General features: G+C 66.3%; 22 protein-coding genes and 1 tRNA gene. 15 read left to right on the forward strand and 8 right to left on the reverse strand.

The features are described 5' to 3' along the window. Positions 1-7 precede the first annotated feature (7 nt). From rdgB to KHN96_RS11025, 4 genes are all read right to left on the reverse strand, one after another. A complete protein-coding gene (gene rdgB, locus KHN96_RS11010; protein WP_045787903.1) occupies positions 8-613 on the reverse strand; it encodes an RdgB/HAM1 family non-canonical purine NTP pyrophosphatase in 606 nt (201 codons plus the stop codon). A 20-nt stretch (positions 614-633) separates the two neighbouring features. Beyond that, the gene (gene rph / locus KHN96_RS11015; protein ID WP_045787280.1) at positions 634-1350 is read right to left on the reverse strand and encodes a ribonuclease PH; all 717 of its coding nucleotides are present in this window, start codon (positions 1348-1350) and stop codon (positions 634-636) included. Positions 1351-1450: 100 nt separating this feature from the next. Then, the gene (locus KHN96_RS11020) at positions 1451-2365 is read right to left on the reverse strand and encodes a PP2C family protein-serine/threonine phosphatase (protein WP_045787279.1); all 915 of its coding nucleotides are present in this window, start codon (positions 2363-2365) and stop codon (positions 1451-1453) included. Between the two features lie 101 nt (positions 2366-2466). Continuing rightward, on the reverse strand, positions 2467-3489 hold the full coding sequence (locus tag KHN96_RS11025; RefSeq protein ID WP_045787278.1) for a serine/threonine-protein kinase: 1023 nt from the start codon (positions 3487-3489) through the stop codon (positions 2467-2469). A gap of 147 nt (positions 3490-3636) precedes the next feature. Between KHN96_RS11025 and KHN96_RS11030 the strand changes: the two genes are divergently transcribed. From KHN96_RS11030 to rpoZ, 3 genes are all read left to right on the forward strand, one after another. Beyond that, on the forward strand, positions 3637-4572 hold the full coding sequence (locus KHN96_RS11030) for a YicC/YloC family endoribonuclease (protein WP_045787277.1): 936 nt from the start codon (positions 3637-3639) through the stop codon (positions 4570-4572). Positions 4573-4598: 26 nt separating this feature from the next. After that, positions 4599-5264 carry a guanylate kinase gene (gene gmk, locus KHN96_RS11035; protein WP_045787276.1) on the forward strand — a complete coding sequence of 222 codons (666 nt, stop codon included), beginning with the start codon at positions 4599-4601 and terminating at the stop codon, positions 5262-5264. A gap of 138 nt (positions 5265-5402) precedes the next feature. After that, positions 5403-5606: a DNA-directed RNA polymerase subunit omega gene (gene rpoZ, locus KHN96_RS11040; RefSeq protein WP_045787275.1), complete on the forward strand. Its 204-nt coding sequence runs from the start codon at positions 5403-5405 to the stop codon at positions 5604-5606. Positions 5607-5677: 71 nt separating this feature from the next. Here the strand turns inward: rpoZ and KHN96_RS11045 are convergent, their stop codons facing one another. Continuing rightward, complete coding sequence (locus KHN96_RS11045; RefSeq protein ID WP_045787274.1) at positions 5678-5860, reverse strand: hypothetical protein; 183 nt, start codon at positions 5858-5860, stop codon at positions 5678-5680. Here KHN96_RS11045 and KHN96_RS11050 point away from each other — a divergent pair. Next, positions 5859-8273 (forward strand): RelA/SpoT family protein, encoded by a 2415-nt coding sequence (locus KHN96_RS11050; RefSeq protein WP_045787273.1) that lies wholly within the window; start codon positions 5859-5861, stop codon positions 8271-8273. The genes KHN96_RS11045 and KHN96_RS11050 overlap by 2 nt on opposite strands. Positions 8274-8434: 161 nt before the next feature. On the opposite strand, the gene KHN96_RS11055 is transcribed toward KHN96_RS11050, so the two are convergent. Then, positions 8435-8511: transfer RNA gene (locus tag KHN96_RS11055), tRNA-Arg, on the reverse strand. A 136-nt stretch (positions 8512-8647) separates the two neighbouring features. Between KHN96_RS11055 and greB the strand changes: the two genes are divergently transcribed. Beyond that, positions 8648-9211 carry a transcription elongation factor GreB gene (gene greB / locus KHN96_RS11060; protein WP_062738347.1) on the forward strand — a complete coding sequence of 188 codons (564 nt, stop codon included), beginning with the start codon at positions 8648-8650 and terminating at the stop codon, positions 9209-9211. Between the two features lie 9 nt (positions 9212-9220). Here greB and KHN96_RS11065 read toward each other — a convergent pair whose 3' ends face one another. Continuing rightward, complete coding sequence (locus tag KHN96_RS11065) at positions 9221-10054, reverse strand: DMT family transporter (RefSeq protein WP_045787271.1); 834 nt, start codon at positions 10052-10054, stop codon at positions 9221-9223. A gap of 136 nt (positions 10055-10190) precedes the next feature. Here KHN96_RS11065 and KHN96_RS11070 point away from each other — a divergent pair, with 136 nt between their 5' ends. From KHN96_RS11070 to KHN96_RS11080, 3 genes are all read left to right on the forward strand, one after another. Continuing rightward, entirely contained in the window at positions 10191-11126 is a 936-nt protein-coding gene (locus KHN96_RS11070) for a transcriptional regulator GcvA (RefSeq protein ID WP_062738348.1), read from the forward strand. Between the two features lie 72 nt (positions 11127-11198). Next, positions 11199-11594, forward strand: coding sequence for a YXWGXW repeat-containing protein (locus KHN96_RS11075; RefSeq protein WP_062738349.1), 396 nt, complete (start codon positions 11199-11201; stop codon positions 11592-11594). 116 nt (positions 11595-11710) lie between these two features. Then, on the forward strand, positions 11711-12016 hold the full coding sequence (locus KHN96_RS11080) for a hypothetical protein (RefSeq protein WP_062738350.1): 306 nt from the start codon (positions 11711-11713) through the stop codon (positions 12014-12016). Positions 12017-12022: 6 nt separating this feature from the next. Here the strand turns inward: KHN96_RS11080 and KHN96_RS11085 are convergent, their stop codons facing one another. After that, positions 12023-13057 carry an extracellular catalytic domain type 1 short-chain-length polyhydroxyalkanoate depolymerase gene (locus KHN96_RS11085; protein ID WP_045787902.1) on the reverse strand — a complete coding sequence of 345 codons (1035 nt, stop codon included), beginning with the start codon at positions 13055-13057 and terminating at the stop codon, positions 12023-12025. Between the two features lie 298 nt (positions 13058-13355). On the opposite strand from KHN96_RS11085, the gene lysM reads away from it, so the two are divergent. From lysM to KHN96_RS11120, 7 genes are all read left to right on the forward strand, one after another. Next, positions 13356-13841, forward strand: a complete 486-nt coding sequence (lysM, locus tag KHN96_RS11090; RefSeq protein WP_062738351.1) for a peptidoglycan-binding protein LysM — start codon at positions 13356-13358, stop codon at positions 13839-13841. Positions 13842-14207: 366 nt separating this feature from the next. Next, positions 14208-15218 (forward strand): thiamine pyrophosphate-dependent dehydrogenase E1 component subunit alpha, encoded by a 1011-nt coding sequence (locus KHN96_RS11095; RefSeq protein ID WP_062738352.1) that lies wholly within the window; start codon positions 14208-14210, stop codon positions 15216-15218. Positions 15219-15250: 32 nt separating this feature from the next. Continuing rightward, a complete protein-coding gene (locus tag KHN96_RS11100; RefSeq protein ID WP_062738353.1) occupies positions 15251-16324 on the forward strand; it encodes an alpha-ketoacid dehydrogenase subunit beta in 1074 nt (357 codons plus the stop codon). Further along, a complete protein-coding gene (locus KHN96_RS11105; protein ID WP_045787264.1) occupies positions 16321-16572 on the forward strand; it encodes a lipoyl domain-containing protein in 252 nt (83 codons plus the stop codon). The genes KHN96_RS11100 and KHN96_RS11105 overlap by 4 nt, the downstream gene beginning before the upstream one ends. After that, the gene (locus KHN96_RS11110) at positions 16569-17279 is read left to right on the forward strand and encodes a dihydrolipoamide acetyltransferase family protein (RefSeq protein WP_045787263.1); all 711 of its coding nucleotides are present in this window, start codon (positions 16569-16571) and stop codon (positions 17277-17279) included. The genes KHN96_RS11105 and KHN96_RS11110 overlap by 4 nt, the downstream gene beginning before the upstream one ends. Continuing rightward, positions 17279-18058, forward strand: a complete 780-nt coding sequence (locus KHN96_RS11115) for a lipoate--protein ligase family protein (protein WP_062738354.1) — start codon at positions 17279-17281, stop codon at positions 18056-18058. The genes KHN96_RS11110 and KHN96_RS11115 overlap by 1 nt, the downstream gene beginning before the upstream one ends. Positions 18059-18132: 74 nt before the next feature. Then, complete coding sequence (locus tag KHN96_RS11120) at positions 18133-18705, forward strand: twin-arginine translocation signal domain-containing protein (protein WP_115043885.1); 573 nt, start codon at positions 18133-18135, stop codon at positions 18703-18705.

The raw sequence follows: 18705 nt of genomic DNA on the forward strand, positions 1-18705 counted from the left end.
GGAAACGTCAGGCGTTGTCAAACTGGCGCAGGCGCTGGACCAACCGTCCGAGCGCCTGTGCCCGATGGCTCACGCGGTTCTTCTCGGCCTTGGACAGTTCGGCCGCAGTCTTGCCGAGGTCCGGGAGCAGGAAATGCGGGTCGTAGCCGAAGCCACCGTCGCCGCGCGGAGTGTCGATCACCTGGCCGAACCAGTTGCCCTCGGCGATGATGGGCTGTGGGTCGTCGGCATGGCGCACATAGACGAGCACACAAACATAGTGCGCGCCGCGGTCGGCCTTGCCTGCGAGCTCGCGCACGAGGCGGGCGTTGTTGGCGGCGTCGGACTTCTCTTCGCCGGCCAGTTGCGCATAGCGGGCGGAGTACACGCCGGGTGCGCCGCCCAGCGCATGCACGCAGATGCCGGAGTCGTCGGCCAGCGCCGGCAGGCCCGACGCGCGGCTTGCATGGCGCGCCTTGGTCAGCGCGTTTTCCACGAACGTGGCGTACGGTTCTTCCGCTTCGGGAATACCCAGTGCGCCCTGCGGCGTCACGTCGAAGCCGAGCGGGGCGAGCAGGGCGTTGAATTCCGCCAGCTTGCCGGCGTTGTTGGAGGCGAGCACGATCTTGCGCATGGCTGCCGCGACGGTTGCGCTCACAGGCCCAGCGCCTGCTTCTGCAGGCCGATCAGTTCGCGGATGCCCTTGTCGGCGAGGCCGAGCAGCGCCTCCATTTCGGCGCGCGTGAAGGGCGTGCCTTCGGCCGTGCCCTGCACCTCCACAAAGCCGCCGCTGCCCGTCATCACGACGTTCATGTCGGTGTCGCACGCGGAGTCTTCGGGGTAGTCGAGGTCGAGCACCGGCACGCCGTCGACCACGCCGACCGAGACGGCCGCCACGAAATCGCGGATGGGCTCGCCCACGAGCAGGCCTCTTTCGCGCATCACCGAAACGGCGTCATGTGCGGCGACGAATGCGCCGGTAATGCTGGCGGTGCGCGTGCCGCCGTCCGCCTGCAGCACGTCGCAATCGAGGTGCAGGGTATGTTCGCCCAGTGCGGCCAGGTCAAACACCGAGCGCATCGCGCGGCCGATCAGGCGCTGGATCTCCTGCGTGCGGCCGGTCTGCTTGCCGCGCGCGGCTTCGCGGTCGGAGCGGGTGTGCGTCGAGCGCGGCAGCATGCCGTATTCGGCCGTCACCCAGCCTTCGCCGCTGCCTTTCTTGTGGGGCGGCACCTTGGGCAGCACGCTTGCCGTGCAGAGCACTTGCGTGTCGCCAAAGCACACCAGCACCGAGCCTTCGGCATGGCGCGTGAAGTGGCGGGTGAGGGTGACGGGGCGGAGTTGGTCGGGCTGGCGGCCGCTGGGTCGCATGTGGGGTCTCGCTTGAGAAAACGTGTAGCCCGACATGATACCGGCCCGCGCTGCCAGCGTGATGCTGGCAGGGCGGGCCGGCGGCGTGCAGACCAGCGGCTCAGCGCGTCAGGTTGCTCGTCTTGTCGATGGCGGCGCGGATCTCGGCGATCGAGCGCTCGATCTCTTCCTCCGACATCAGCCCCGATTCGCCGCTGGGCGCGTCAAGGATGGACGTGGTGAAGGCGTTCAGCGGCAGGGTGTCGGTCTGCACCGAATCCTGCGTGGTCGTCACCGCATCGAGTTCCCACATCATGGCGATGGCCGTGGTGTTGTCCGCCGTGTCGCCGGCGTTGCGCAGGGCGCGCGCGATGAGCTCCGGAATGGCCTGCGTGACGGAGAAGCTCGTGCAGGTGTCGACCAGTTCGTCTTCCTGCACGCTGCCCCACAGGCCGTCGGAGCACAGCATGGCGACGTCGCCGGGCTCCAGGTTGACCGGCCCGCCGATGTCGATCAACGGCAGGTTGGGTGAGCCCAGGCAGTTGTAGATCTTGTTGCGCTCGGGATGGTTGGCCACCTGCATCGGCAGCACGCGGTCTTGCTGCAGCAGGTTCTCGATCTTGGAGTGATCGCGCGTGCGCGTGACGAGCGCGCCTTTGCGCATCAGGTACATGCGCGAGTCGCCCGCGTGCGCCCAATGCAGGGCACCGCGCTGCGCCAGGGCGCAGACGATCGTCGTGCGCGGTGCATCGGGCAGGCCGTTGGTCTCGGCATAGCGGTGGATGTCGCGGTGCGCGAGCATGATGCCTTCATGCAGGAAATCGCGCGGATTGCGGATGGACGGGCGGGCGTGGCGCTGGAACTGGCGCGCCATGGTCTGCAGCGCCTGCTGGGCCGCGACTTCGCCCAGGGAGTGTCCGCCCAGACCGTCGCACAGCACCATGAGCATGGCGTCGCGCGTGAAGCAGTAGCCCATGCGGTCCTGGTTGACGCGTCGCGCGCCCTTCTTGCTTTCTTGATAAACCGAGAAACGCATCGTGGCAGTGAGGTTTCGATCAAAAGGGAAAACGGTGCAGCGGCTGGTCGCGTCCAGTGCTGCACCGTTGGAATGTAAAAATCATACTCCGCGCGAGCGGGTCAGTTGTCCCGGCGGCGCAACAGGCTCATGAATCGCGTGGTCAGCGGCTCTTTTTCGTCCGGCACGGGACCGCCCAGCGTGACGGCAGTCAGAGCCTGCATCTCGGTCAGGGCATTGCTCTCTTCGCGCAACACCTTCTGCAGGCGGAAGACGCTTTGCGGGCGCTCTTCCGGCTTCAGCTTCAGGCACCAGCCGACCAGGTCGATCAGGCTGCTCGTATAGACCTTGCGCAGGCGCTCCAGGCCTTCTTCGAGCTTGTCCTCCTTTTCGCGCTGCGTGGCTTCCTGGGGCGGCGTGCCGGCCATGCAGGCGTAGATCGTGGCGCCGATGCTGTAGATGTCGGTCCACGGCCCCAGTTCGTTGTGCTTGCGATACAGCTCCGGCGCGGCAAAGCCGGGCGTATACATCGGCTGGAAGCGCGACGCCTCGGCAGTCAGCGTCTGCCGTGCCGCGCCAAAGTCGAGCAGGATCGGCGAGTGGTCTTCGCGCAGATAGATGTTGCCAGGCTTGATGTCGAGGTGGAGCAGCTTGTGGATGTGGACTTCGCGCAGACCGCTCATCAGGTCGTGGAAGACCTGGCGGATGAAACGCTCACGCAGCATCTTCAGCTTGCCCTGCTGGCGCGCGGCGAGAATGTGCTCCTGCAGCGTTTTGCCCTGCTCGTACGCCATCACCATGTAGACGGTGCCGTTTTCCCGGAAGAAATTCAGCACGCGCACGATGGCGGGGTGCGAAATCCTGGCCAGCGACCGGCCTTCTTCAAAGAAATACTTGAGCCCCAGGCGGAACGCGCTTGCGCTTTCTTCCGGCACGACGGGGATCAGCTCGCCGGGCGCGCGACGGGCCAGTGACGACGGCAGGTATTCCTTCACGGCCACCGGCGTCCCATGCTCGTCGGTGGCGAGATAGACGAAGCTGAACCCCCCGCTGGCCAACTTCTTTACAATACGATAGTTGGACAGCAACGTGCCGACCGGCAGCGGCGCACTGCGTGGCTGTCCTGAGCCTTTTGACTCTGTCATGGGTTTGTATCGCGAAATGGCTGACGGATTCTCCCCGAGCAGTCCATACGTTGTAAAGCGACAAAAGGTGGGGGATTCCCCGCCAATTCGGGGCCTGAAAAGACGCCGCCGGATTCCCGATCCGTATCCAGAACACACCACGATTCCATGATCCACAGTATGACCGGCTACGGCGTCGCTACACGCCAGGCAGCCTTTACCGATGCGCATGGCGCACCCAGCGGCGGCGTTGCCACCGTGTCGGTCGAATTCCGCACCGTCAATTCGCGCTTCCTCGACCTGCTGTTCCGCGCGCCGGAAGAGTGCCGCGCCTTCGAGCCGGCCCTGCGCGAGATGCTCATGAGCGCGCTGTCGCGGGGCAAGCTCGAATGCCGGATCAACCTCCAGCGCCAGGAAGCCGCCAGCGATGTCGCCGCCCTCAATGTCGACGTGCTGCAACAGCTGGTGAAGCTGGAGCAGGAAGTCACCCGTCATCTGCCCGCTTCGGGATCGCTGCGCATGGGCGAGATCCTGCGCTGGCCCGGAGTGCTCGCAGAGCCGCAACTGACGCAGGACGCTCTGCGCGATGCCGTGATCGACGCCGCTAAAGAGGCGCTCAAGCAACTTCTGGAGTCGCGCCGCCGCGAAGGCGATGCGCTCAAGGCCGTGTTGCTGGAGCGCGTCGACGCGATGCTGGCGATCGTCGATCGGTTGACGCCGATGGTGCCCGTGCTGATCCAGCAGCATCAGGACAAGCTGACGGAGCGCCTGCGCGAAGCGTTCGGGCTCGCCGCGCCGGAAGGCACGCCGGCGCTCACCCGCGACGAGCTCTCCGAGCGGATCCGTCAGGAGGCGACCGTCTACGGCATCCGCATCGACATCGCCGAGGAGCTCTCGCGCCTGCAGGCGCACCTGCGTGAGACGCGCCACATCCTGGAGAAGGGCGGCCAGATCGGCAAACGCCTGGATTTCATGATGCAGGAGCTCAACCGGGAGGCCAACACGCTCGGCTCGAAGGCCGCCGCCAAGGAACTGGCGGACGCGTCGATGGAGCTGAAGCTGCTCATCGAGCAGATGCGCGAGCAGGTCCAGAACCTCGAATAACACCCTCAGCACGACAGAACGAGAACATGCCATCCCCTCAAGCGCACTCCGCCGTTGATACGCCCATCGAGAACCATTTTCCGGGCAGCCTGTTCATGGTCGTGGCGCCGTCTGGCGCCGGCAAGTCGACGCTGGTGAACGCGCTGCTGGCGCAGGATCCATCGATCCGGCTGTCGATCTCGGCCACCACGCGCAAGCCGCGCCCGGGCGAGCAGCATGGCCGCGAATACAACTTCATGACCGTGGAGGAATTCAAGGCCTGCCGTGACCGCGGCGAGTTCCTCGAATGGGCGGAGGTGCACGGCAACTACTACGCCACCTCGCGCGTGTGGATCGAAGAGCAGATGCGCGCCGGCACCGACGTCCTGCTGGAGATCGACTGGCAGGGTGCGCAGCAGGTGCACCGCCGTTTTGCCAACGCGGTGGAGATCTTCATCCTGCCGCCATCGCTCACGGCGCTGGAAGACCGCCTGAAGAAGCGCGGCCAGGACGAACCCAATGTGATCGTGCGCCGCCTGCTCGCCGCCGGCTCCGAGATGGCCCACGCGCCCGAAGCCGACTACGTGATCATCAACGAAGATTTCAACACGGCACTCACCGAACTTCGCACGGTCGTGCAGGCGACGCGGCTGCGTTTCGGTGCACAGAAGGCGCGCCACGGCGAGCTTTTCGTGGAACTGGGCATCCATTGAGCCGTGCGGTGCGCCCGGGGTTTTCCGGTGCACCGGCAAAAGTGTGGTAGCGCTCGTGCCGCCGCCGGCTGCGAGGCGAGGGCTGCGCTGCTGCTAAAATACCGAGATCAACAAGATTTGCCACCAGGTGGAGTTTTCATGGCGCGTATTACCGTCGAAGATTGCTTGAAACAGATTCCGAACCGCTTCGAACTGGCGCTGGCCGCAACGTACCGCGCGCGTCAGTTGGTGCAGGGCCACACGCCCAAGGTCGATGCCAAGGACAAGCCCACCGTGATCGCGCTGCGCGAGATCGCCGCCGGCCAGGTCGGTATCGAAATGCTCAAGAAGGTCCCTTCCTGAGCTGACGCATTGCCTGGCGTGGTACGCTGCCCCGGTCACTGATCGCGGCGATGGATCGTTCGTGCGATCTTTCATGGATGTGAAAGCCGCGATTGCCCGAGACCCGGCATGCCTACCTCGCCTGCTTCCTCTTCTCCCAGGACCAAACGTCCCGCCACGCACGAGAACCACGTGCCGCCGGCGGGACCGTCCGGCAGCGCGCCGGCCGAGTCGGTGCCGCCATCTGGGTCTTCCTCCGCTTCGTTGGTCTCCATGCCGTCATCCGCTTCCGGCCCCACGTCGCCTCGCACGGGCGCGCCGAACCTGCCTGACCCGCGTGGCGCCGACCTGGTAGGGGAGCGGTCGGCACTGCCGCCCAAATCCCACAAGAGCCCTGCCGCCGACGCGGCCACTCCGGCCGCCAAGCCGGAGGCCGGCGACACCCTCTTCATCGATGCGGTGCTGGAGCAGACTTACCGGCACCTGTTCGGCCCGACTTCGCAGCCGGCCGCGCCGCCGCGCCAGCAGGTCGTTTCCATCGCGGGGCTCACAGAGAAACTGTCGTACCTGAAGCCCGCTGACCTCAAGCTGGTGAAGGAGGCATTCCACTTCTCCGATGAGGCGCACCTCGGCCAGTACCGCCAGAGCGGCGAGCCGTACATCACGCACCCGGTGGCGGTGGCGGAAATCTGCGCCGGCTGGAAGCTCGACGTGCAATCGATCATGGCGGCATTGCTGCACGACGTGATCGAAGACCAGGGCGTCACCAAGAGCGAACTCGCCGAGAAATTCGGCCCGAAGGTCGCGGAACTCGTCGATGGGTTGACCAAGCTGGACAAGCTCGAATTCCAGAGCCGCGAGCAGGCGCAGGCCGAGAGCTTCCGCAAGATGCTGCTCGCGATGGCGCGCGATGTGCGCGTGATCCTCGTCAAGCTGGCCGACCGTACGCACAACATGCGCACGCTCGACCATGTACCGCCCGAGAAGCGCCGCCGCATCGCGGGCGAGACGATGGAGATCTACGCGCCGATCGCGCACCGGCTCGGTCTGAACACGACGTATCGCGAGCTGCAGGAACTGAGCTTCCGCATCGGGTCGCCGTTCCGGTATGCCACGCTCGAGAAGGCCGTCAAGGCGGCGCGCGGCAACCGGCGCGAAGTGGTGAGCCGCATCCTTGAGGCCGCGCAGCGGGCCCTGACGGATGCCGGCATCCCGGCCGAGATGACCGGCCGCGAGAAGACGCTCTACAGCATCTATCGCAAGATGCACGACAAGCAGCTGTCGTTTTCGCAGGTGCTGGACGTGTACGGTTTTCGCGTGGTGGTCGACACGCAGATGCAGTGCTACATGGCGATGGGCGCGCTGCACAGCCTCTACAAGCCGATGCCCGGCAAGTTCAAGGACTACATCGCCATCCCGAAGATCAACGGTTACCAGTCGCTGCACACGACGCTGGTGGGCCCGTTCGGCACGCCGGTGGAGTTCCAGATCCGCACGCGCGAGATGAACCAGATCGCGGAAGCCGGCGTGGCCGCGCACTGGATGTACAAGCAGCATCACGACGAGCCCGATCGCGCGCAGCAGCAGGCGCATCAGTGGTTGCAGTCGCTGCTGGATATCCAGAGCCAGACGGGCGATTCGCAGGAGTTTCTCGAGCACGTCAAGATCGACCTGTTCCCCGATGCCGTCTACGTGTTCACGCCCAAGGGCGAGATCCGCGCACTGCCGCGCGGTGCCACGGCCCTGGATTTCGCCTATGCCGTGCACAGCGATCTGGGCAACCAGTGCGTGGCGGTCAAGATCAACAACGAGCTGCTGCCGCTGCGTACCGAACTCAAGAACGGCGACATCGTTGAAGTGGTGACCGCGCCGTACTCCAAGCCGAATCCGGCCTGGCTCACGTTTGTGCGCACTGGCAAGGCGCGTGCGGCCATCCGTCATTTCCTCAAGACGGCCAAGCTGGACGAGGCGATTCAGCTGGGCGAACGCCTGCTCGATCAGGCCCTGCGCCAGCTCGGTATCGACATGAAGGCCGTGCCGGCGCCGGTGTGGGAGCGCATCGTGCAGTGGACGGGCAACAAGGCGCGCGAAGACGTCTTCGCAGACCTGGCGCTCGGGCGCAGGGTGGCCGCCGTGGTGGCGCGCCGCATCGAGATCGTCCTGCAGGATGCCGGACACGAGGGCGACGAGGCGCTGATGGCCGCGGTCCATACCTTTGCGGGCGACGAGGCACCGGCCGTCACGGTCAGCGGCGACGAGGGCATGGCGATGGTGTTCTCGCCGTGCTGCCGGCCCATCCCCGGCGACCCGATCGTCGGCTACATCGGCAAGGGCGAAGGACTGCAGATCCACGTGCAGGAGTGCCGCGTCGCCAAGCGGCTGCACGGCAAGGATCCGGAACACTGGATCGACGTCATGTGGGCCGAGCACACGACGCGCGCCTTCGATGTGTCGATCAAGGTGCTGGTGCGCAACACCAAGGGCATTCTCGCGCGCGTGGCGGCGGACCTTACGTCGGCCGACGCCAACGTGGCGCATGTGTCGATGGAGCAGGAGGGCGACCAGGAGGCGACGTTCATGACGTTCCTGATCCAGGTGCATGACCGCGTGCACCTGGCAGACGTGATGCGCGCGCTGCGGCGCAACCCGGATGTGATCCGCATTGCGCGGGATCGTGGCGGCGACTGACGTCCTGCCCGAGCGAAGAACCAAGAAGGCGAGGCCACGAGGCTTCGCCTTTTTGTTTGTGATCCACGCGCGAAGCACGTCGGCGTGAGGTCGTGCCCCGAGCCTGTCGAACGGGCAAAAGAAAAGGGCTTCCATTTCTGGAAGCCCTTTTTGAATGAGGTTGGCGCGGCTGGCAGGATTCGAACCCACGACCCCTTGGTTCGTAGCCAAGTACTCTATCCAACTGAGCTACAGCCGCAACCGAGAAATGAGATTATACAGAGATTTTCGATCTTGTGAACCCCCTTCTTCACTTTTTCTTCGCTGGAGTTGTCGACGGGGCCACCTTTCTATAATGGAGCCTTGATCCATCAGGCTTTACCGTTGGTCCGACCATGAACAAGGCTTTCGTCCGGGAAGATGCCGGCGACGATGAAGACGACCTGCCCGAAGGTGCTGCGCCGCTGCCGCCGGGGTCGAAGAACTACATCACACCTGCGGGGTACGAGCGCCTGCGCACCGAGCTGATGCACCTGATCGACACCGAGCGGCCCGAAGTGGTGGGCATCGTGTCGTGGGCCGCGTCCAATGGCGACCGCTCCGAGAACGGCGACTACCTCTACGGCAAGAAGCGGCTGCGCGAAATCGATCGGCGCATCCGCTTCCTCACGCGCCGCATCGAAAAGGCCGAGGTGGTCGACGCCAGCCTGCAGGGCGACAACGACCAGATCTTCTTCGGTGCCACGGTCACCTATGCGAACCAGGCCGGCGAGGAAACCACCATCACGATCGTCGGCATGGACGAGGTCGATCTCGACAAGGGTCACGTGAGCTGGATCTCGCCGATTGCGCGCGCGCTCATCAAGGCGCGTGAAGGCGATACGGTGCCGCTGCGCACGCCCACGGGCGTGGAGCAGATCGACATCCTTGAAGTCCGGTATCCGCCGCGCAAGACGTGAGCGCGACGCTCAGGCCGGATGGCCCAGGCAATAGGCGCCCAGGGCAATCACGGAGCAGGCCGACAGGCGTCGCGCGGTGAGCGACTCCTTCAGGAACACGCGGCCGAGCAGTGCAGCAAATACCACCGACGTTTCGCGCAGGGCCGATACCGGGCCCATCGGCGCGAGCGTGACGGCCCAGATGACGATGCCGTACGCGGCCAGCGACACCACGCCGCCGCCGAACGCCTTGAGCGTGTCGGCGTCGCGCACGTCGATGTTCAGCGGGCCCTTCCACACGCGATACAGCAGCACCATCGGCAGGCCATCGAGCATGAACAGCCAGGCCGAATAGGCGTTCGCGTTGCCCGCCGCGCGCGCGCCGATGCCGTCGCACACCGTGTAGCAGGCGATGAACACACCGGTGGCCAGCGCAGCCAGCGTCGAGCCGACGTCTGCCTTGCGGCCGCGCGCCAGGCTCAAGATGCCGCCGCTGACCAGTACCACGCCGGTTAGCGCGATCGCGCCGGGCATCTCGCCCGCAAACAGGGCGGCACCGACCGTCACCAGCAGCGGCGACGAGCCCCGCGCGATGGGATAGACCTGCCCGAACTCTCCGAACCGGTAGGCGCGCGCGAGGAAGACGTTGTACCCGACGTGCAGTACGGCCGAGACCGCGACGTACGGCCAAGCCGCCGGGGCGGGCAGCGGCAGGGCGATCGCCATCGGCACGGCCGCCACGCCCGAGGCCAGCGTCATCAGCGTGATGGCGCGCAGGCGGTCGGTGCCGCTTTTGAGCAGCGCATTCCAAGACGCATGAAGCAGCGCGGCGCACAGGACGAGAGCGATGACGGCGGGGGTCACGATGGCGATGTGTGATCGGGTGGATTTTTCTCACCCGATATCGCATGGATTGGATGAAGAAGCGCCAGCGTATCCCCAGAAAGAGGGATTCACAATCGATATATACTGACCCGATCTGTGCAAAAAACTCACGTGAATGCGCCAGCTGCCCCCACTGAACGCGGTGCGCGCCTTTGAATCGGCGGCCCGCCATCTGAGCTTCACGCGCGCCGGCGAAGAGCTGAACGTTACGCATGGCGCCATCAGCCGGCAGATCCGCGCGCTGGAAGCGTGGCTCGGCGTCCTGTTGTTCCGACGGCTGAATCGCCGCGTCGAGCTGACCGATGCCGGCCAGCGTTACCTGTCCGAGATCGGTGTCGCGCTCGATCGGATCAGCATGGCCAGCCAGGCACTGCGTGACCGCGATGCGGCGCGCATCCTGCGCGTGAACAGCATCCCGACCTTCACGATGCGCTGGCTGATTCCGCGGCTTTCGACATTTCAGATGCGGTTTCCGCGGGTGGAGGTGCGGCTCACCACCTCCACCGACGACATCGAAGACTTGCCCGACCATTTCGACGTGATCATCCGTGGTGGGCCGGAGATCCACGCGGGATTCCGCTCGGGCCGGCTCCTCGACGAGAGTCGCTTTCCGGTATGCAGCCCGGCGCTGCTCGAACGCGTGCCGTTGCGGGCGCCATCGGATTTGCGCCATCACACGCTGCTGCATTCCGATACGTTGCCCTCGGTGTGGCCGAGCTGGCTCGTGCTCGCGGAGGTGCCGAACCTGCGGCCGGCGCATGCGCTCACGTTCGAGCATTTCTATCTGTCGATCCAGGCCGCGATCGACGGGCTCGGTGTGGCGATGGGGCCCTCGGCGCTCATCACCGAGGATCTGGAGGAGGGGCGTCTGGTGGCCCCCTTTCCGGACCTTGCGTTGAGCGCGCGCAGCTACTACTGGTACTGCCCCGCGCGCAACCTGGGCGACGAAGTGGTGCAGGCATTCTGTGCGTGGCTGGAGGAGCCTCGCCCACAACGTCACACAAACGTGAACACATTGTCGGTCTCCCGTAACGAAGGTAACGCTGCGTAACACCCTAGAGCCGGTCGAGGTGCGCGATGCTACGATCGAATCAAGCTCGATTGCCTTGAAGGAGGTCCTGATATGAAGAAGAACGCATGGATGCTCGCCGCCTGCCTGGTGGCAGCCGGATTGGCCGGTTCGATCGCTCTGCCGGCACAGGCTCAGGTTTCCATTGGGGTGCAGATCGGGCCGAGCTACGCTCCGCCGCCGCCTCGCTATGAAGCCGTGCCGGTCCTGCCGCCCGGCTATGTCTGGACGCCCGGTTACTGGCAATGGCGTAACGGGCGTTATGTCTGGCGCTCCGGATATCGCGTGCATGCCCGGCCAGGCTATTACTGGCGCGAGCCACGCTGGGAGCAGGGTCCGCGTGGCTGGGTATTGCGTGAAGGCGGCTGGGATCGCGACGACGACGGACACGGGCGCGGCCATGGCCGCTATCACTGCCCGCCGGGCCACGCACGCAAGGGCGAGTGCTGATACTGACGCTGCAACGGCAAGCCGGTCCTGGACCGGCTTGTTTTTTGCGAACACGGTCTGTGATGCAGCGCCCGGCACGGTCAACGTACCTTCGGGCCGTTTCTCCAGGAGGCAACATGACAGTGCAATCGAATTGGCGCACCGAGTTCTACAAGGGCTTCGACGTCTACGTGCTGGCCATTCCGCGCGCGGAGCGGGCGTCCGGCGAAGGCGCAACGACGCCGTCGCAATGGGACTTTGTGGTGCGCATCTGCGAGTCGGGGGCGGATCCGACAGCGGTGGAGACGCTCGTCGCCCATTCGCATGACGAGCGGCCGCTGCCCACGCGCGCGCACGCCGAAGATGCCGGCCTTACACGCGGCTACGGGCTGGTCGATGCGCTGCTTGGGCGCAATGCCGTGCAGCAGTCGATCGATCTCTGACGGCGCTTATGCCGCCAGGGCTTCGGCACGCGCGTGCTGCCGCGCGAATTGCCACCACAGCCAGGTGGCATCCGGCCCGGGCGCGTGAAACGCATAGCGCGGGTCGCCCCCGCTCCAGGCGTGGCCCGTGGCGGCGATTTGGCACAGGCTGACCACGCATTCACCGTCGCGCATGTCGTTACGCAGGACGAAGCCTTCGCCGCGCACGGTCTCGCGCGAGACGCCGTTGGTGTCGCCGAGGTGGTTCAGCGCGCGAAACTGCGCGGCCAGCTGCAACTGGTTGGCCGGGTTGACGGCTTCGTCGCGCAGGCCGTGCAGGATCATCGTCGGCATGCCGGGGTAGGTGGCCACATTCACCAGGCCGGAGAGCGCATCCACCACATCGACGCGCGCACCACGGCGCATCAGGTTCAATGCGGAAGCCGCCGACCGGGCCACGCCGAGCGCCGGGCCGGAGTGCAAGGCCAACGCCGCGAACAGCGTCGGATGACGCAGCGCCATCAACCCCGCCAGGCCTGCGCCCGCCGACAACCCTGCGAGATAGACCCGCGACGGGTCCGCACCCGTGCGCGCCACGGTCTGTTCAACGAGCTGCACGAGGCCGTCAGCCTCGCGTGCTCCCGTATGCTCGGGGTCGTACCAATGCCAGCAACACTGCGGATGCGCGCGGCGCGGTTGCTCCGGATACAGCACGATGAAGCCTTCGCGGTCTGCGAGCGCGTTCATGCGCGTGCCATGTGCGAGCACTTCGGCCGACTGCTTGCAGCCATGCAGCATGACCATGAGCGCCGGTGGCTTGCTGCCGCGCGCAGGCGGTGTGTAGAGCCAGTATTCCGGCCGGCGTGCCACCACGGCGGGGGACTCGGGTTCATAGATGAACTGCTCGCGCACGAACGCGCCCTCCGTCGGGGTCGGGCGCAGGCGGCGGGGCCCGTCGCGACGGGCGGCCGGCTTCGCGGGCTTGACGGGCTTGGGCGGCCACGACTGGCGGCCGAACCCCGGCGAGGCAAGGGCGTCGACCAGCCGGGTGATGGACTTCATCCACGTACGGTGCATGACGGCGGCGGATGGCTCGGATGAGAACGATGGTGCCTGTGCTGCCCGAGCGATCGCAAGTGGTTTCGATAACAGTCGGACAGTGTGCCAGTGATTTTGGTGCGTTGCAGCACTGCAAATGAAAACGACTTCCCACGTGCGTTGGCAGGCGCACAGTTTGCATTTGCGCCCCGACTGTCATGGAGACAAGGTGGGCGACCGGCTACACTGCCGCGGAAGGCGCGCGCCCCCACGCGCCTTTTCCGCTTTCCTCGTTCCCCGTTGTTGACACAAGGAGGTCGTTATGGGTTTTTTTGACTTCATCAAGGAAGCTGGCGAGAAGCTCTTCCACGGCAGTGCGGCCGCCGCCCCCGCCGCCGCACCGGCCGACGCGGATGCCGCAAAGGCCGCGGACGACGCCAAGGGCCAAGCGATCCAGGACTACATCGCCAAGCAGGGCCTGAGCGCCACGGCGCTCTCGGTGCAGGTCGAAGGTGACACGGCCAAGGTGTTTGGCGTGGCACCCGACCAGGCAACGCGCGAGAAGATCATCCTGTGCTGCGGCAATGTCGAGGGCATCAAGTCGGTGGATGACCAGATGTCGGTCAACACGGAGTCGGCCGAGTCGCAATGGCACACCGTCGAGCGCGGCGACACGCTCTCGGCCATCGCCAAGAAGTTCTATGGCGATGCGAACAAGTACCCGGTCATCTTCGAGGCCAACAAGCCGATGCTGTCGGACCCGAACAAGATCTATCCGGGCCAGAAGCTGCGCATTCCGGCAGCGTGACCTGTCTGGCAGTGGAACCACGGGAAAGGGCCTTCGGGCCCTTTTTCTTTGGCGAGGCCTGCGCACGGTTCTGCATCCGCTTCCCGCTTGCGGCCGTCCCTGAGGCGCGCGATTGATGATGGCAGCCGACTGAGACATCTGTCTCGTTCGCTGCGACGTCTGTCTCGCTGCACGGCCCGCAGTTGAGACATCCTGAAGCCCGCACCCATCTCGCACACCATGGCCGCGAAGCCTTTTGCCACAAGGCTTTGCGGCAGATGCTCCCGCTCGAGCCGCCCAGCCTGTTGCAGCTGGCACCCCTCTTGCAATTCCCGCTCAGCCGGCCCTGAAACCGGACACCAATACGAGCGCAAGAGGAGACTTTGCATGGACCCGACACCCCAACATCTTCTGTGGATGTACGAGAAGATGATCGAGATTCGCCAATATGAAGAGACCATGGCGAAGGTCTATCTGGAAGGCAAGCTGCCGCCGAAGATTCAGAAGGGCCTGGCGTTCGACATTGGCGCCGGCCCCGTGCCGGGGGAGATGCACCTGTCGGCAGGGCAGGAGCCGGTGGCCGTCGGCGTATGTGCGCACCTGCGGCCCGAAGACACCGTGGTCGGGCCGCACCGTGCCCACCATTTCGCCATCTCCAAGGGCGTGCCGCTTGACGAGATGACGGCCGAGATCTTCGGCAAGGCCACGGGCCTGGGCCGCGGCAAGGGCGGCCATATGCACCTGTTCCACCCCGAGACGAAGTTCTCCTGCAGCGGCATCGTGGGCGCGAGCATGCCGCAGGCCTGCGGCGCCGCGCTCGCGGCACGCAAGTTCAACAAGGATTGGGTGGCGGTCGCCGTGTTCGGCGAAGGCGCGGCCAACCAGGGCGCGTTCCACGAATCGCTGAACCTGGCCGCGCTGTGGAAGCTGCCCGTCATCTTCATCTGCGAAGACAACAAGTACGGCATCTCGGTCGAGAAATCCGAATCGACGGCGGTGCCGTCCAACGACGTGCGCGCGGCCGGCTATGGCATGCCGGGCGTGCTGGTCGATCGCAATGATGCCGTGGCGGTGTATCGCGCCGCCGGCCAGGCCGTGGCCCGGGCGCGCCGCGGCGAGGGCCCCACGCTGATCGAGGTGAAGACCGACCGCTACCTCGGCCATTTCCAGGGCGACCCCGAAACCTATCGCCCGAAGGACGAGGCGAAGCACCTGCGCGAGTCCGATCCCATCAACCTGCTCGGCAGCAGCCTGCGTGCGTCGGGCCTGCTCGATGACAACGCGGATGCCGCACTGCGGGCCGCAATCGCTGCGCGCATCGACGCGGCCTACGACTTCGGCCGCAACAGCCCGTACCCCGAGCCGAGCGACGCGCTGAACCACGTTTTCGTCCACTAAGCAGCCCCTGCGGCCATTCCAGGAGACTCACCATGCAAGCCTCACAAGGCGCGGCGCAGGGCGCGCGCACCCTCACCATGGCGCAGGCCATTTCCGAAGCCATCGGCCAGGAAATGGAACGCGACCCGCGTGTCTTCGTCATGGGCGAAGACATCGGCAAGTACGGCGGCATTTTCAGCGCGACCACTGGGTTGCTCGACCGCTTCGGGCCGGATCGCATCATGGACACGCCGATCTCGGAGACGGCCTTCATCGGGGCGGCGCTGGGCGCGGCGGCAGAAGGCCTGCGCCCCATCGCCGAGCTGATGTTCGTGGATTTCTTCGGGGTGTGCTTCGACCAGATCTACAACCATCTGGCCAAGAACACCTACATGTCGGGCGGCCGTGTCGCGCTGCCGGCGGTCATCACCACCGGCATCGGCGGCGGCTACAACGATGCGGCCCAGCACTCGCAATGCCTGTACGCGAGCTTTGCGCACATGCCAGGGATGAAGGTGGTCGTACCGTCCAACGCATACGACGCCAAGGGCCTGATGATCCAGGCCATCCGCGACGACAACCCCGTCATCTTCTGCTACCACAAGGGCATCATGGGCCTGTCGTGGATGTCCTACTTCGAGGGCAGCACGAACGCGGTCCCCGAAGAGGCCTACACGATCCCCTTTGGGCAGGCGCGCGTGGCGCGCGAAGGCCGCGACGTGACCATCGTCACGCTCTCGCAGATGGTGCAGAAGTCATTGTTGGCGGCCGAGCAGCTCGCCGCCGAGGGCATTGACGTTGAGGTGATCGACCTGCGCACCATCGTGCCGCTCGACCGCCAGGCCGTGCTGCGCTCGGTGGCCAAGACCGGCCGTCTGCTGGTGGCCGACGAGGACTACCTCAGCTTCGGCCTGTCTGGCGAGATTGCCGCCATCGTGGCGGAGAACCTCGACACCGTGGCATTGCGCGCGCCCGTGCGGCGCCTGGCGGTGCCCGACGTGCCCATCCCGTACTCCCGGCCGCTCGAGCAGTTCGTCATTCCGCAGGTCGACAGCATCGCCGCGCAGGTGCGTGCGCTGGTGCAGCACCCACCCGTTTCCTATTCACTCAAGCGAGAAGCAGCATGATCGACGTATTGATGTCCGACGCCGCCTGGCAGGACGTGGAAGAGGGCACCGAGGCCCTGTTGCAGGAGTGGCTCGTCAAGCCCGGGGAGGCGGTGAGCGCCGGGCAGCCGTTGGCGGTGGTGGAGCTCGTCAAGACCACGCATGAGGTAACGGCGCCGGCCGACGGCGTGGTCGCCGCGCTGGAGGTGGCCGCGCAGGACACCTTCGGGCGCAGCGCCGTCCTCGCACGGCTGGAGCCCAAGGCATGAGCCACGACCTTGCTTCCGTGCCGGAGGCCGGCGCGCGCCGTGTCGTGCCGCTCGCCGGCATGCGCGGCGCCATCGCGCGCTCCATGGGCGCCGCGTGGCAGGTGCCGCGCGTGGCGCAGTCGATCGAGGTGGATGCCACCCGGTTGGAAGCCGCCGTGCAGGCCCTGCAGCAGCAGCTCGGGCCGCAGTGCAAGGTCACGCTGACGGCCTTCGTGCTGCGCGCTGTGGCGCTGACGCTGCGCGAGCATCCGCGCCTGAACGCCCGCGTGGTGGAAAAGGAAGTCGAGCTGATGCCCGACGTCAACATCGGCCTGGCCGTCAGCCTCGACGAGGGGCTGATGGTGCCGGTGCTGCGCCAGGTCGATACGAAGCCGGTGGCCGACATTGCCGCCGAGAGCCGCCGCCTGGCGGAAGGCGCGCGGGCGGGCACGCTGTCACCGGGCAGCTACCAGCAGGGCACGTTCACCGTCACCAACCTGGGCATGACCGGTATCGACAGCTTCACCCCGATCATCAACGTGCCGCAGGTCGCCATCCTCGGCGTGACGCGCGTTGCCAGGCGCGTGGTGGTGCGCAACGACAGCATCGTGATCGCGCCGATGATGGGCCTGCATCTCGTCTTCGATCACCGCGCTGTGGACGGCTACCCGGCCGCGCGCTTCCTGACCGACCTGCGCACGCGGTTGGAAACCACGGAAGGCCTGTGATGCTCGCGCCCGCCTTTCTTGCCGACGGCATCCACTGCGCGCAGGAGCAGGCGTGGAACCGCGCGCAGCTTGCGCAGCCGGTTCTGCGGCCCGCCGTGCGGCTGTGGACCTATGCGGCGCCCGGTGTCGTGCTCGGCCGCGCGCAGGCCACGCTGCATGCGCAGCTGGCGGGCGGCCGTACGCCGGTGGTCGTGCGCGATGCCGGAGGCGGCGCGGTGCTGACGGGGCCGTGGATGCTGTCCGCGTCGATCGTGCTGCCTGCAGACCACCCGTTGCTCGCGACCGGCACGGTGTCCAGCTACCGCTGGCTCGGGATGCTGCATGCGGGCCTGCTGCGCGATCTCGGCATGGCCGCCCATGCGGTGGCGCCCGAGGCGCTGCAGGCGGCGCGCCCGGACCCGTCGCTCAAGTGGGCCTGCTTTGGCGGCCTGTCGCCGTGGGAAGTCGTTGTCGGCCAGCGCAAGATCGTTGGGCTCGCCCAGGTCCGGCGGCGCACCGGCGCCTTGCTCACCTGCGGCACGCTGCTTTCACCTCCCGACTGGCCGCTGCTGTGCAGCGTGCTGGGCGCGGACACCGCCGACGTCGCGCGCTTGCAGGCCTGCACGACGTCGTGTGCGGAAGAGCTCGGCATGCCGCTGATGGCGACCGTCCTGGCCGAGCGCCTGCACCACATGCTCATCGACGTGCTGGGCGAACACGACGATCCGGGCGGCCCCGCTCAACCACGCCGCGCGCGCCGACCGGCGCCGGGCCCCCTGTCCGCCGCGGCGGGCCCGTGATCCCACGGCCAACGCAGTGCATATCCACAAAACGAGGCGCGCCCTGTGCCCGCCCACAAAAGGAGGCAATCACCATGAAACCCACGGCACCCGCTGGCCCCGCCATGCGCGTACTGGACAAACAACCGAAGGTGTCGCGCCGAGGCTTTCTGCGCGGCAGCGGCCTGGCCGCGATCGGCGTCACGGTCATCCCGGCGGCCATGGCGGCCAGCAAGGACGTGGCGGTCACGCAGAGCTTTCCGCGCCTCGGTACGGCCACCGGCAAGACGCTGGTGCGCATGGCGCGCGACATCTATCCGCACGACAAGCTGGCCGACACGTTCTACGTGGAGGCGGTCGCGCCCTATGACGCCGCCTCCGCCAAGGACCCGGCGGTAAGAACCCTGCTGACCGACGGCGTGAGGGACCTGGATCAACGCGCAAGGCAGCGCTATGGCGTGCCCTATGCCCAGGTCAAAACCGAGAGCGAACGCGTGGCGCTGCTCAAGGACATCGAACCCACGCCCTTCTTCAAGAAGGTCCAGGGCGACCTGGTCACGGGGCTCTACAACAACAAGAAGCTGTGGCCGCTGTTCGGCTACGAGGGCTCGTCGTGGCAGAAGGGCGGCTACCTGCACCGCGGCTTTGACGATATCGACTGGCTCTGA

This window comes from Ralstonia mannitolilytica (assembly GCF_905397375.1).
Taxonomy (GTDB): domain Bacteria; phylum Pseudomonadota; class Gammaproteobacteria; order Burkholderiales; family Burkholderiaceae; genus Ralstonia; species Ralstonia mannitolilytica.